This window comes from Aquirufa sp. A-Brett2-W8 (genome assembly GCF_054558755.1).
Map to the genome: position 1 here is coordinate 93819 of NZ_JBPXKS010000002.1, position 14052 is coordinate 107870.

At 41.7% G+C, this 14052-nt stretch carries 13 protein-coding genes; 7 read left to right on the top strand and 6 right to left on the bottom strand.

Annotated elements, in window-relative coordinates; genetic code table 11:
• The first annotated feature begins 44 nt into the window (after positions 1-44).
• The gene (locus ACST13_RS00435) at positions 45-767 is read left to right on the top strand and encodes a peptidase associated/transthyretin-like domain-containing protein (RefSeq protein WP_459521248.1); all 723 of its coding nucleotides are present in this window, start codon (positions 45-47) and stop codon (positions 765-767) included.
• Here the strand turns inward: ACST13_RS00435 and pgeF are convergent.
• Genes pgeF through ACST13_RS00450 form a run of 3 tightly spaced genes read right to left on the bottom strand, consistent with a single transcriptional unit; the run spans position 744 to position 3859 of the window.
• Positions 744-1487, bottom strand: a complete 744-nt coding sequence (gene pgeF, locus ACST13_RS00440; RefSeq protein ID WP_459521249.1) for a peptidoglycan editing factor PgeF — start codon at positions 1485-1487, stop codon at positions 744-746. The two genes, ACST13_RS00435 and pgeF, sit on opposite strands and share 24 nt — an antisense overlap.
• A complete protein-coding gene (locus ACST13_RS00445) occupies positions 1477-2100 on the bottom strand; it encodes a gluconate 2-dehydrogenase subunit 3 family protein (protein ID WP_459521250.1) in 624 nt (207 codons plus the stop codon). The genes pgeF and ACST13_RS00445 overlap by 11 nt, the downstream gene beginning before the upstream one ends.
• A gap of 1 nt (position 2101) precedes the next feature.
• On the bottom strand, positions 2102-3859 hold the full coding sequence (locus tag ACST13_RS00450) for a GMC family oxidoreductase (protein ID WP_459521251.1): 1758 nt from the start codon (positions 3857-3859) through the stop codon (positions 2102-2104).
• Between the two features lie 73 nt (positions 3860-3932).
• Between ACST13_RS00450 and mutS the strand changes: the two genes are divergently transcribed.
• A complete protein-coding gene (mutS, locus tag ACST13_RS00455; protein WP_459521252.1) occupies positions 3933-6563 on the top strand; it encodes a DNA mismatch repair protein MutS in 2631 nt (876 codons plus the stop codon).
• A gap of 224 nt (positions 6564-6787) precedes the next feature.
• Here the strand turns inward: mutS and ACST13_RS00460 are convergent, their stop codons facing one another.
• From ACST13_RS00460 to ACST13_RS00470, 3 genes are read right to left on the bottom strand one after another with little or no spacing between them, the layout of a single operon-like run.
• Positions 6788-7669: an NAD kinase gene (locus tag ACST13_RS00460; RefSeq protein ID WP_459521253.1), complete on the bottom strand. Its 882-nt coding sequence runs from the start codon at positions 7667-7669 to the stop codon at positions 6788-6790.
• On the bottom strand, positions 7669-8313 hold the full coding sequence (locus tag ACST13_RS00465; protein WP_459521254.1) for a CBS domain-containing protein: 645 nt from the start codon (positions 8311-8313) through the stop codon (positions 7669-7671). The genes ACST13_RS00460 and ACST13_RS00465 overlap by 1 nt, the downstream gene beginning before the upstream one ends.
• Position 8314: 1 nt before the next feature.
• Positions 8315-9076, bottom strand: a complete 762-nt coding sequence (locus ACST13_RS00470; RefSeq protein WP_459521255.1) for an alpha/beta fold hydrolase — start codon at positions 9074-9076, stop codon at positions 8315-8317.
• A gap of 90 nt (positions 9077-9166) precedes the next feature.
• On the opposite strand from ACST13_RS00470, the gene ACST13_RS00475 reads away from it, so the two are divergent.
• The 5 genes from ACST13_RS00475 to ACST13_RS00495 are packed head-to-tail and all read left to right on the top strand — an operon-like array spanning position 9167 to position 14015.
• On the top strand, positions 9167-10330 hold the full coding sequence (locus ACST13_RS00475) for an NAD(P)/FAD-dependent oxidoreductase (protein ID WP_459521256.1): 1164 nt from the start codon (positions 9167-9169) through the stop codon (positions 10328-10330).
• 59 nt (positions 10331-10389) lie between these two features.
• Positions 10390-11703 (top strand): vanadium-dependent haloperoxidase, encoded by a 1314-nt coding sequence (locus ACST13_RS00480; protein ID WP_459521257.1) that lies wholly within the window; start codon positions 10390-10392, stop codon positions 11701-11703.
• Positions 11703-12092: a group III truncated hemoglobin gene (locus ACST13_RS00485; RefSeq protein ID WP_459521258.1), complete on the top strand. Its 390-nt coding sequence runs from the start codon at positions 11703-11705 to the stop codon at positions 12090-12092. Before ACST13_RS00480 ends, ACST13_RS00485 begins: the two co-directional genes overlap by 1 nt.
• 1 nt (position 12093) lies before the next feature.
• Complete coding sequence (locus ACST13_RS00490) at positions 12094-13149, top strand: GHMP family kinase ATP-binding protein (RefSeq protein WP_459521259.1); 1056 nt, start codon at positions 12094-12096, stop codon at positions 13147-13149.
• Positions 13146-14015, top strand: coding sequence for a sugar phosphate nucleotidyltransferase (locus ACST13_RS00495; protein WP_459521260.1), 870 nt, complete (start codon positions 13146-13148; stop codon positions 14013-14015). Before ACST13_RS00490 ends, ACST13_RS00495 begins: the two co-directional genes overlap by 4 nt.
• Positions 14016-14052 lie beyond the last annotated feature (37 nt).

Sequence of the window (14052 nt, forward strand, 5' to 3'; positions counted from 1 at the left end):
GGTTTTAACCATTTGGGATTCATTTTTTGCGTAATTTCGGTTTCATGATGAAACGATTCACTGTTCTTGTTTTTTTAGTGCTTGCTTTCTGCTTGCTCACCTTAACTGCTTACTCGCAAGGGCAGGATAAAACAGTTTTGTTTCAAGGACGTATCATAGCATCGAGCAATGCAGAATTCCTTCCTTTGGCCTATATATTTAATCCTCAGGCTGGTCGAGGAGCATTAACTGATAATTTCGGACAAGTCGATATGTATGTTTTTCCAGGAGATAGTTTAGTTATTTCGTATATCGGATACAATAAAAAGTACTATATCGTGCCGCGTGATACCGAATTAGTTCATCAGGTTATCATTCCAATGGATGAAATGACCACGATGCTTCGGGAGGTAAAAGTTTTTCCACACTCAAGCGAAGACGAATTTAAGCAAGCATTCTTAGCGATGGAATTACGCGATGCTCGACAACGTGATAATGCTAGAAATAATCTAGAGCAGTCTAAGTTAAACATCTTTGCCTTGCAGGCGGGTATGGGAGCGTCCTCTAATTTTCGAAATTTTTCCGATATGATGATCTCGTCTCAGGTAAATAAAAATTTCTTTAGTGATCCTACCTTAGCTTTAACTAATCCATTTGCCTGGATTAGCTTTATTAAATCGATTAAGAATGGGGATTTAAAGCGGAAAGATTATAAAAAAGCCTACGAATTGATGCCTAAGGAGAATCTGAATCGCCAGATGTTCCTACGCAATCTGAAATCCAATTAAGGCAAGCATTCGGCCAGTCATGCCCTTTTCTTTTCGGTGAGAAAAATAGTCTGTATTGTCTTCTACGGTGCAGGCGGGATCGATTTCAATTTGCCGAATTCCTACAGATCTAAGTTGCGCCGCATTAGCTTCTTTTAAATCGACGTGCCACTTATTGTTAACACGTGTTTTAAACTCGTCTGCAAACTGTGCTGCCACTTCGTCTCCCACCTCAAAATGTACTAAACTAATGCAAGGTCCTATATAAGCTAGCATATCTGCAGGATTCGAGCCTCGGTTTTCAATCATTCGTTTAGCGGTCTTCTCCACGATACCAGCTACCGTACCTTTCCAACCGGCGTGAATGGCTGCGCAAACGCGAGTGACTGGATCAGCCAATAAAATGGGGGTGCAATCAGCTATACTTACACCTGGAAAAACCCCAGGCTCGACACTTATCATGGCATCGAAACCTGATTGATATCCGGGACGACCCGTCACCCAAATTTTGTCCCCATGCACTTGATAAGAACGGGCTAGATCTGATGGTGAAACACCAACATCTTCGCAAAACAAGGCAAGGTTTTTTTCGATGATTTCAGGAGAATCATCTGTGTGAATACCTAGATTTAAAGAAGCGAAAGGAGTTTCACTTAAGCCGCCGTGGCGAGTGCTAACACCCGCCACGAGGCCCGGAATGGATTGAAAAATGGCTGGTCTAGTGACACGCTTAGGCGTCATAACTCAAACCATATTGTTTTAAAACTTCATCAGGAGCGCCATTCCATTGGTTAGGCGTGTTTCCTTTGTAGTCTAAATCGGCAATTCCGATTTTAGAGGTATAAAATCCAGTTGCGGTTAAATTTCGCATCAAAGTGAAAAATGATTCCCCTTGTGATAAATGCTTCGGTGTTTTACCAGGGTAAGCAATTTCATCTACGATGTTTAGTCGCTGAGCAGGAGTTAATTCAGTGAAATTTTTCGAGAAACGCTTGTTCGATTCTACATCTAACCAACGTAATCCTCCGCGCATCGGTGTTTTTAATTCTGGCTTATCCTTCACGATAAACTCAATGAATGCGGTTACTCCTGATTGGGAGGCGCTTCCAGATTTCTTGTCCGCTGGAATAATGATGTCAGACAAAACGGTGATGGTTGCTAATTCATGCGCGTTCAAGAATATTTCAGCCTTTAACTTGGCTTCCATTTCAGCTTCTTCTTGCGTACGTCCGTTCGGTCTTTTGACCGGAACTTTTCCTAATTCTAAATTCTCAATCGCTTTTTCATCGGGATTGAAAACGGCTAAGCCCAGTGAACTTAAGCCCATATTTTTTAAATAGTCTCTTCTTTTCATCTTACAGGTTGCCTTTTTTACGTTGATCGATAATGTATTCTGATGTGCGTAGGGATAACGCAAGGATCGTCCAAGTCGCATTTTTATCGCCTTGAGAAACGAATGGAGCCGCATCTGCAACGAATAAGTTTTTCACATCGTGTGCTTGGCAATTAGAGTTCAGCACGGAAGTCTTTTTGTCATTACCCATACGCGCTGTTCCCACTTCGTGAATAATACGACCTGGATCAGCTAAACCATAATTATTTTCAGCACCTGGCTTTTTACCCAAGGCCTCACCACCCATCGAGTGAATAATTTCTTCGAAAGTGTCTTGCATGTGTTTCGCTTGTTTCACCTCGTAATCACTCCATTTATAGTTAAAACGTAAAACAGGGATACCAAATTTGTCCACTACGCTTGGATCGATTTCACAATAATTGTCTTCGCGAGGAACCGGTTCACCACGTCCTGCAAAGCTAACATAAGCGCCATAGAAACGGCGGTAATCCTCTTTCAAGGTAGCTCCGTATCCACCAGCGGCCTTTTTAATACCATCTCTAGTGAAATTTTCACGACCATTTAGGCCTTCGATTCCCCAGCCAAAACCATAATTTGGCATTCCCATACCTCCACCATATTCGATGTGGTATCCACGTGGGAAGTCTAATTTTGCATTATCTAACCACCAGGGAGTATAAACGTGCATGCCGCCCACACCATCTTCATTATAGCGCTTGCGATCAAATAAAGACGGAATGATCGCGGAACGAGAGGCTCCGGTAGAGTCATTGATATATTTTCCTACGACTCCGCTAGAATTAGCGATACCGTTCGGGAAACGAGAACTTTTCGAATTCAATAATAGACGTGCAGTTTCACCTGCAGAGGCAGCTAAAACGACGATTTTTCCTTTGACAGAATATTCCATCATCGTACCTGTATGTACATAAGAAACGTCAGTCGCTAAACCTGTGATAGGATCGGTCATTACTTCGCGCGCCATTGCAAATGGTAAAACAGTGGTATTTCCGGTATTTACAGCGGGTTTAATTAAAACCGATGAGGACGAGAAGTCCGCATAAGCAGAACAACCCCGATTACATTGACCGCAATAGAAACATTGTCCACGTTCATTATTAATGGGCTTCGTCAACATCGACATACGTGAAGGATACGTCGGGATGCCTAAGGCTTTATTCGCCTTTTTGATCATTAATTCGTGTAGACGAGGCTTAGGAGGAGGTAAGAAATAGCCATCTGGGTTATTTCTAAGTCCTTCATTTGTCCCAAAAACCCCAATCATTTTGTCCACCTTATCATAGAAAGGCTTCATATCATCATATCCGATTGGCCAGTCATCGCCTAGGCCGTCGATACTTTTTCTTTTAAAATCATCTGGACCAAAACGAAGGGAAATACGTCCCCAGTGGTTCGTGCGTCCACCCACCATGCGGGAGCGGAACCAATCGAACTTGGTTCCTTCTTTACGAGTATAGGGTTCGCCTTCGATGTCCCAGCCACCATAGGCAGCATCAAAATCACCAAAATTACGTAGCGAACTACTTGACCCTCTACGCAATGACTCATAAGGCCATTTCATTTGGGTCATATCTTTCGGATCTGCGGGGTCAAAAGGCTGTCCTGCCTCCAGAACGCACACCTTTGCTCCGGCTTTCGCTAATGTGTGAGCAGCCATACCGCCACCCGCACCGGAACCCACAATCACGACATCGAATACTTCTTGTTGAGATTTAATGTAAATAGAATTGTTAATCATTTTCTTAATCTAGTTTAGAGAAATCAAAAATAGAAAATTTGGTTTATTTTTGTCATTAATAGAATAAAAATATTTGGCACGGAAAGCAGAAAACGGAGAGGAGCCATTGAAAAAAGGGGAAACCCCTCTATCAAGGCAGTTTAATCAAATCAAGGCGAAATACCCTGGAGCAATTTTGTTGTTTCGGGTAGGGGATTTTTATGAGACTTTTGGCCAAGACGCGATAAAAGCCTCGAAAATTCTAGGTATTGTTTTGACTCGCCGAAATAATGGCAACGCCGATGCTGAATTAGCCGGTTTCCCGCACCATTCCTTGGATACGTATTTGCCTAAATTAGTCCGCGCAGGTGAACGTGTCGCGATTTGTGATCAATTAGAGGACCCTGCGACGGTGAAGGGAATTGTGAAGCGCGGGGTGACGGAATTAGTGACTCCTGGCGTGTCCTTCAATGACCAAGTTTTAGATAATAAGCGCAATAATTATGTGGCGGCGATCTCAATAGAGGAAAAATCGGCGACCTATGGAATTGCCCTGTTGGATATTTCCACGGGGGAATTTATGTGCTCTCAGGGACCTTTGGCCTATATTCAGAAGTTAGTCCAAAGCTTTCTGCCAGCCGAAATTCTGTACCCTAAAAAACATAGGAATGCGTTTATCGACGCGTTCGGGGAGCAATTCCATAGCTTTACTATGGAAGAGTGGATTTTTACCCATGAATTTACTTATCCGCTTTTAACACAACATTTTAAGACCCAAAACCTGAAGGGTTTCGGGATCGAAAATAGTCCGCTCGGCATCATATCCGCTGGAGTTATTCTACATTATTTAGCCGAAACGGAGCACCGTTCCATCGGCCATATTTCTTCTATTCAGCGAATAGAAGAAGATAAATATGTGTGGCTAGATCGATTTACGATTCGGAATCTCGAGTTGATTCATCCCACGCAAGAAGGGGGCGTACCATTAATTGCATTAATCGATCAGACCCTAACCGCGATGGGTGGGCGTTTGCTTCGAAAATGGCTCGTGTTGCCTCTAAAAGACCTGCAAGCTATCGTTCAGCGTCAGGAAGGAGTGGCCGGTTTACTTGATTCAGACACTTTATTGGATCAGGTTTCTAACTTATTGAAACCGATAGGGGATGTGGAGCGGATGATTTCTAAAGTTGCCGCCGGTCGCATTAATCCACGTGAATTAAATGCGTTGAAGAATGCCCTGCAGCAAATTCCGGAGATTAAAACACGTCTTGCTTCCTCGAAATATGCTAGTCTTTCTGGACTTGCAACCAGTCTGGATTCGTGTGACGAATTAGTGTATAAAATTGACACGGCTTTGCGGGAAGATCCACCGGTGCTAATGCACCAGGGAGGGATGATAAAATCAGGCTTTTTGGCTGAATTAGATGAATTACATGGGCTTTCGACTTCGGGAAAAGGCTATTTAGCGGATCTCCAAAAACGCGAAATTGAGCGTACCGGAATCACTTCGTTGAAGGTGTCCTATAACCGCGTATTTGGCTATTATTTAGAGGTGACTAATTCGCATAAAGATCGGGTACCGCCGGAATGGATTCGCAAGCAAACCTTAGTCAATGCGGAACGTTATATAACAGAAGAATTAAAGGTTTATGAAGAGAAAATTCTGAGTGCGGAGGACAAAATCTCCGTCATCGAATTCGGCATTTTCCAAGATTTGGTTCAAGAGGCTTTGGCCTATTTAGCTCAAATTCAGCGAAATGCCCTCGGAATTGCTACCTTAGATGTGCTTCTTTCTTTTGCCTCTGTAGCGAAGAAAAACAACTATGTTCGACCTGCATTAAATGAAACGGAGGTAATCGATATCAAAGGAGGGCGCCATCCAGTCATTGAAAAACAATTGTCAGCAGGTGAAAATTACGTGCCTAATGACGTTTATTTAGATGATCAAACGCAGCAAATCATGATGATTACGGGCCCCAATATGGCCGGAAAATCTGCCTTATTGCGCCAAACCGCTCTCATTGTTTTGCTCGCTCAGATGGGTTCTTATGTGCCCGCTGATTCGGCTAATTTAGGTTTAGTGGACAAAGTTTTCACGCGGGTAGGTGCCTCGGATAACCTCTCTAAAGGGGAGTCGACCTTCATGGTGGAGATGACGGAAACGGCGGCGATTTTGAATAATTTATCATCTCGTTCCTTGGTTTTATTGGATGAAATCGGTCGTGGAACGTCTACTTATGACGGCGTTTCCATGGCTTGGGCGATTGCAGAACACTTGCATAATCACCCTTTTTATAAGGCCAAAACCTTGTTTGCCACCCACTACCACGAATTAAATGAATTAACGCAGGACTTCCCGCGCATCCAAAACTTCCATGTCTCTGTGAAAGAGGTGGGTAATAAAATCATCTTCCTGCGTAAATTATTACCCGGTGGAAGCGCCCATAGTTTTGGTATTCACGTTGCTCAATTAGCCGGAATGCCTACCTCCTTAGTATTGCGTGCGCATGAAATTCTTCAAAACTTAGAGAAGGATCACGTGCTAGAGGAAAATATCGATAAGCTAAAAGAGATGCCTAAGGCGAATTACCAAATGAGTCTTTTTGGTGCAGAAATTCCAGAGGGCTTAAAGAAAATCGAAGAACAATTAAGCGAGTTAGATGTGAATTCGTTGTCGCCGATTGAGGCGTTGCTGAAGCTTAATGAGCTGAAAAGACTTCTTTAAAGCATAGAGCAAAAAGCACAAAGAATAAAGTTGGTTGCCCCTGCGGGGCAGGCTTTGTGAAATGTTGCTTTAGTTTTCTAATTCTAAAATTGTGCTGCGCAATAATTTTGTGAATTAGAAATTTAAACCAACTCTAAAGCGCTATAAGAGTAATTGATTTAATTCATTCGAAAAACATTGCGCAGCACGTTTTTGAATGAATTAAATCAATTAAATGAGTAAAATCAATTACGAACATCTAGCCCCCAATTCAACTTACTCCTCAAGGTCTGCAAAAAATCATCCCCTGGAATCTTTATCAGTTTTGCGGAGAATGGCGCTTTTTGAACGGTGATTTTATGGTGGCTGTCGACCACTTTCGAACGCGAATCTAGCGAAATGAGGAAGTTTTTACTTCTTGAACTTACTTCAAAAGTTAATATAGCAGAGCTGGAAACTAGTAGAGGGCGCACATTTAAGTTATGCGGGCTCATCGGAGAAATAATAAATATATCGGAACTCGGAATAACTAATGGGCCGCCCACTGAAAGGGAATAACCAGTAGATCCGGTAGCCGTCGAAACGATTAAGCCATCTGCCCAATAGGAGTTTAAATAATTCCCGTCCACGTATGCCTTAATGGTAATCATCGATGAGGTGTCAGTCTTCATTATTCCCACTTCATTTAAGCCAAATCCTTTTCCATCGAAAAAATCAATGGCTGATTCGACTGAAACAAGACTTCTATTTTCAATCCGGTAATTTCCTTGCAAAACAGTATCTAAAGCGGCACTAATTTCAGGGGGAGATAAAGTGGCTAAAAAGCCCAATCGTCCCGTGTTAATACCTAGAATGGGGATTTCTTTAGGCCCTATTTGCGTTAAGGTCTCTAAGAGTGTTCCGTCACCACCAATACTCCAGGCCATATCTACTTTTTCGAGTCCTTTTTCTGCCGAATAGCTTGGGACATCCTCTACAGAGAATCCATGTTCTACGAGGTGATTTTTGAAAAAATCGGAGAGGATGGGTTGGCAATTTTTGGCACAAATATCAGCCCACATTTTTTCCATTAACGGCTTAGTTTCTGCCGTAAATGATTTCCCGTGAATAGCTAATAGTACACTCATTATAGGTCGATAAAGCGCATTAAATGATCAAAACGATCCTGGTCTACCTCTAATTGTTCTCCAAAAACAAAAGCTTTTTCAATAAAAATGCCGTGTCTTTCTAGATTCGATATGATCTTGCCAAACGTTTCTGTTTGGACTTGGATAACCAGATTCGGTTCTTGAAAAAAGGTGCGAACTACGAAGCCGTTTTCTTCTTCAATGATTCGAATGATCGTACTTAAAGTATCGCGCGATGCTTGAAAAGGAATGCGGATAATTCCGCCGTTTTTATTTTCTAATCCGGAATTCAAAAGGATATTTCCTACTGCAGATTTGGTCAAATAACCTCTAAAAATCTGTTCCGTATTAGTAACAGCAATAACATCTACGTGAGGGGCATCAAACCAAGGTAAACTAGCTAAGACATCCTCCTCTTCTTCCATTCGAAAATTCGAAAAGTGCCCTTTTAAATCTGATAATAATTGTTCTGGAGATAAGGCTTGAGCTAAAACTTCCTCTGAAACGAGGCCAATAAAGTGTTTGTTTTCTACCACCGCTAAGGCATTAATCTCCTGGATACGAAGCGTTTTCAAGGCTTTCGCCACTGAATCATGCATTCGTAACACCGGTAAATCATAGTTTAGGTGTGATAGAATTAACATATTAAATCGGGTTATGGTTTAACCACTCGGTTACTATTTCGTTGAATTCTACCGGCCTTTCCATCATAGGAGCGTGGCAGCATTTATCAATGAATCGCAAGGTAGAACCGGGGATTAATTGATTGAATTCGTGTCCCACTTCTGGTGGGGTAATGGTATCGTTTAAGCCCCAAATTAATAGGGTAGGAGCCTTGATGTGAACAATTTCTTTAGCCATGTTATTACGCTGAGCCGATTTTGCAATCGCTATAATACGCATGACCTTCGGGATGCTATTCGTGATTTCAAATACCTCATCCACTAATTCTTTACTTGCCGTTTTCGGGTCATAAAACGTGTATTCAACCCGTTCTTTAATGTATTCGTAATTTCCTCTCTTAGGATAGGAACCGCCCATAGAGTTCTCAAATAAGCCCGATGAGCCCGTTAAAATCAAACGCTGAATCTTTTCTGGATGACGTAAGGTATAAATCAAGGCAACGTGACCGCCTAAAGAATTTCCAATGACAGTGAATTTGTCTAATGCCTTATAATCTACGAAGCCTTCGATAAACTCTGTTAAACCTTCACATCCCGCCTCTTTAATAGGCATTTCGTGAATAGGCATCAAAGGTATAATGACTCTGTAATGCTGCTTAAAGTGATTAATCACTCCCTCCCAGTTGTTCAATGCGCCAAATAAACCGTGAAGCAATAAAAGAGTTTCCCCTTGACCTTCATCTATGTATTGGTATTCTCCTTCTTCCTTAATTAGGTAATCCATTCAGCAATTTTGTATTAATATACTGCAATTTAATAAAAAGAATGTTAAACAATTTTAATTTTGCAGAGTTTATAAAAATATAATTTATCTATGAAACCTATCTTGGTAGTTGGCGGTGGAATTGCAGGTTTACAAGCGGCAAATATTTTACATCAAAGCGGTAGAGACTTCATTTTGTTCGAAAAAGGAGGCGCTCCAGGTGGCCGAGTTTCATCGATACCAAAAGATGGATTTATTTTAGACCGAGGATTTCAAGTACTTCAAACCTCTTACACGGAAGTTCAACGTTCGCTAGATCTTTCTGCTTTGCAATTATCCTATTTCGAATCAGGGGCTATGGTGAAAGATCAGGTTTTCTATAATCCATTACGTCGCCCTTTTGACTTATTCTCTTCGGATATTTTACGCTTTAAAGATATTATTTCCCTTATAAAAATTTGGTTGAAGCTTCAGGGGAATGTCCCAGCTTTAGATGGCAAAAAACAAAGCACGCAAGAGTTGATTGAATCTTATTCTTTTTCCGATCGCTTCAAAAACGAATTTCTAATCCCCTTTTTTCAAGGCGTTTTCTTGCAAGAATCACTCGCACAACCTGCGTCCCTTTTCTTCTATTATTTACGCCAGTTTTTGTATGGGAATGCGGCTATTCCCGCAAATGGAATGCAGGCGATTCCCGCTCAATTAGCATCTAATCTACCGGCAGAATCCATTCGACTTCATCAGGAAATTACGATGCTAGATGCGAAGAGCGTCACCTTAATTTCGGGAGAAAAAATTGAGGGTGAGGCGGTGATTTTAGCTGTGGATTTACCGGTGGCTGCGAAACTTTTAGGTTTAGATGTCCCAGCCACTTTAGCCTCCAAAACTTTTTATTTTTATTCGAACAAATCAGCGCCTCAGCCTCCTTTATTAAGGCTTATAAGTGACGAAAATCTACTTCATTTCACTTGTTTGACAGATGTTAATCCGGGACTAGCTCCGGATGGGATAGCTTTGTATTCTGCCACATCTCTACGCAATAGTAGTAAAGAGGAGGTTAAATTAGCGCTCGAAAAGCATTTGTTTGGAGTGGAATTACGCTTCCTAGAAGAATTTGATTTACCCCATTCATTGCAGGCGGTGGATGCGTATGATTCTATCAAAAAGGCAGCTAATGGCATTGTATTAGCCGGAGATTATTTGCAGTTTCCCTCCTTGCAGGGAGCTCTGGCTTCGGGTAGGGAAGCGGCGGAAGAAATTTTGGAAAGATCCTGATTTTCATCAGCAAAAAGTAGGATGGTTTTTGTACCTTTGTGAGGTTAATCAAACCCTACATGAGAAATATAGCTTTTATTTTCGCCGTTCTACTATTCACAGCTTGTTCTAGCTCGAATAAAGACTATCAGAAAGCTGCGGCTAATCCTGAATTTTTAATTCGTGCGGAAGTAATGCTTACGGAAAGTATCATTCACGATATTTTCGCTCCACCCGTTTCATCCCGTATTTATATGTATGCGAGTATCGCAGGATATGAAGCGGCTATTCATGGTGAAAAGGGGTATAAATCTTTAGTAGGCCAAATCAATGGTTTTGAAAAAGTGGCTCAGCCAGAGAAAGGCCAAGAATACTGCTATCCTCTTGCATCTACGCGAGCTTTTTTATCCGTGGGTAAGAAATTAACTTTTGCGCAAGAATTGTATGATGAATTTGATAAAAAGTTGGAAGATGATTATCGTGCAACCGGAATTCCGAATGAGGTTTATGATCGCTCGATTGCCTTAGGTGACTCTATTGCGGAATCGGTGATGAGGTATGCAGCTAAAGATAATTACAAGCAAACGCGTGGTTTCCGATTCACGGTAACCAATGATCCAGGAACTTGGACTCCGACGCCTCCTGCCTATATGGATGCGGTAGAGCCTTATTGGACTAAAATTCGCCCGGTAGGGCTTGATTCGTCTGCGCAATTTCAGGCTCCGGTTCCGGCTAAATTCGATTTGACGCCAGGAACTCCTTATTATAAGGAAGTGATGGAATCCTATAATACGGTGAAGAATTTGACAGATGAACAACGCGATATTGCCAATTTCTGGGATTGCAATCCCTTCAAAATGAATATCACCGGACATGCCATGTTTGCGACAAAAAAAATGTCGCCGGGTGGTCACTGGTTAGGAATCGTGGGTCAAGTTTCACGTCAATTAAAGAAATCCCATGTGCAAGTAGCAGAAGCATTTGCGATGACATCGATGTCTATTTTTGATGGATTTATTTCTTGCTGGGATGAGAAATACCGTTCGGTTAGAATTCGTCCAGAGACGGTGATAAATAATAGTATCGACAAAAAATGGATACCGATTTTACAGACGCCTCCCTTCCCAGAATATACCTCGGGACATAGTACTATTTCAAGTGCGGCCGCTACGGTTTTGACTAAATTATACGGGGATAATGTGTCATTTAATGACTCTACAGAAATTCCTTATGGTTTACCTCCGCGCAAATTTACTTCCTTTAAACAAGCAGCAGATGAAGCATCGGTTAGTCGTTTGTATGGAGGAATTCACTTTCGTCCAGCATTAGATCAGGGAGTCATTCAAGGGGCGAAAGTTTCGAACTTATTGCTCGCTAAAATCAAAACGCATTAATGAAAAACGACATTACTTCGAAGGCTGACATTAAAACATTTGTGGATGCATTTTATGCTAAAATGCCCTCAGATGATTTAGTGGGAAAGGTTTTTATGGAAGTGATGCACGTAGATTTTGAGAAGCACCTACCTAAGATGTATGATTTTTGGGAGATGTTATTATTTCAAGGTACTGCTTATCAAGGTGCACCCATGCGACCTCATTTGCAGATTAATCAGATTCATCCGATTACGCCAGCACACTTCGATCGTTGGTTAGGGATGTTTAGAGAAACAGTGCGGGATTTGTTTGAAGGTCCTAAGACGGAAGAGGCAATTGTGAAAGCAGAGAACATTGCGGCTACTTGGGCCTATAAATTAGATTATTTAACGAAATACCCTGCTTAAAATGATTGTATCAACCCCGGGGCGTATTTGTCTTTTTGGCGAACACCAAGATTATTTAGGTTTACCAGTCATTGCAGCGGCTATTTCTAAGCGCATTCAAATCGAAGGGGATTTCAGAGAAGATAACATCGTTCATTTTTCCTTGCCGGATGTGGGGTTGGAAGAAACATTTACACTCGATTACCCATTGGTCTATACAAAAGAGCGGGACTATTTTAAAAGTGTCTTAAACGTCTTGCACCGGAAGGGGCATCGTTTAGAAAAAGGTTTGGAATTAACGGTAAGCGGTAATATTCCCATCAATTCAGGTACGTCTAGTTCCTCCGCTTTGCTCGTATCTTGGGTGAATTTTTTGAATGAAATATACGGTTTAGGCTATTCCCAAAAACAAATTGGCGAAATCACCTATGAAGCCGAGGTGCTCGAGTTTTCAGAGCCAGGTGGAATGATGGACCAATATTCTACGGCGGTGGGTAATGTAATTTATCTAGCCAGTGAGCCTAAAATTCACATTGAAACCTATACTAGAGAATTAGGAACCTTTGTTTTAGGCGATTCGCAGGAGCCGAAAGACACGTTGGGTATTTTAAGTCATGTTAAGTTTGGAATGTTAGGAGGGATGAATAAAATCCAGGCGAAATACCCTGATTTTAATTTAGTTACCGAAAATGACCCAGCGAAATACCAGGAATTATTAAGCAATGATGAGTGGGTGCTTTTGCAAGCGAATATCAGTGATCGCAATTTGCTTTTAGAGGCTAAAGCGATGTTTGAAGGAAAAATTGAGTGGTCTGACGAAAAATTGGGTTCTTTATTAAATGAACATCAAGTAAATTTGCGGGAAAATAAACGTATTTCCACCCCTAAAATAAATAGCATGATTGAGGCGGCATTGGAGGCTGGAGCTTTGGGAGGAAAAATAAATGGTTCAGGTGGTGGCGGATGTATGTTTGCCTATGCACCTAATAACCCAGAAAAAGTGGTTATGGCCATCGAAAAAGTAGGTGGAAAAGCCTACATCATAACAGTAGATAAAGGAACAACAAAAAGTATATGAAGAAGAGATTATTGATTTTAGCGGGAGGCATGGCCTCTCGTATGAAGAAAGCCTTGTCAGAAGAGAATAGCGATTTAGATCCGAAATTAGTAGCGCAAGCCAATGCGGTAACAAAGGGAATGATTCAGGTGGGGAAGAATGGTAAAACTTTGATTGATTACCAATTATATAACGCGCATTTAGCCGGAATTGAAGAGGTGATGTTGCTTTTGCATCCGACGGATAACGTTTCACAAGAATACTGTGAATCTCTAATGGCAAAAGACGCTACCTGGGGAATACAAATCGTTTTTGCTCGTCAACAAATCCCAGTAGATCGCGTGAAGCCAGCCGGAACGTCAGATGCGGTTTACCAAGCTTTATCGCAACATGCAGACTGGCAAACGGGTCGCGTAATTGTATGTAATTCGGATAATTTATATTCGGTGAACGCGTTGAAGACGCTTTGGGCTTCTGAAGTACCCCAAGCGTTAATCTCCTATCACCGCGATAGCTTATTGTATCCAGAAGAGCGTATTTCGGCTTTTGCCTTGATTCGCACGGATGCGGAGGGTTATTTATTAGAGATTATTGAAAAACCGACGAAGGAGCAAGCCGATGAATTAATGGCGAAACAAGGTCGCTTAGGGGTGAGCATGAACGTGTTTGTGTTTGAGGCGAGCACTTTCTTGCCCTATTTAGCTAAGACGCCTTTCCATGCGGTTCGTAACGAAAAAGAATTGCCTACCTCGGTGGTGATGTTTGGAGAAGGGGAGGGTAAAGGATTTTTTGCGATTCCATTAGCCGAAAATGTGCCTGATTTAACCTCTAAAGAGGATATTTTAGTGATGCAGAAATATTTAGAAGAAACGTATGGCGATTTTTAAAAGCTAAATGGTAAATTGTGAATGATAACCTATTCAC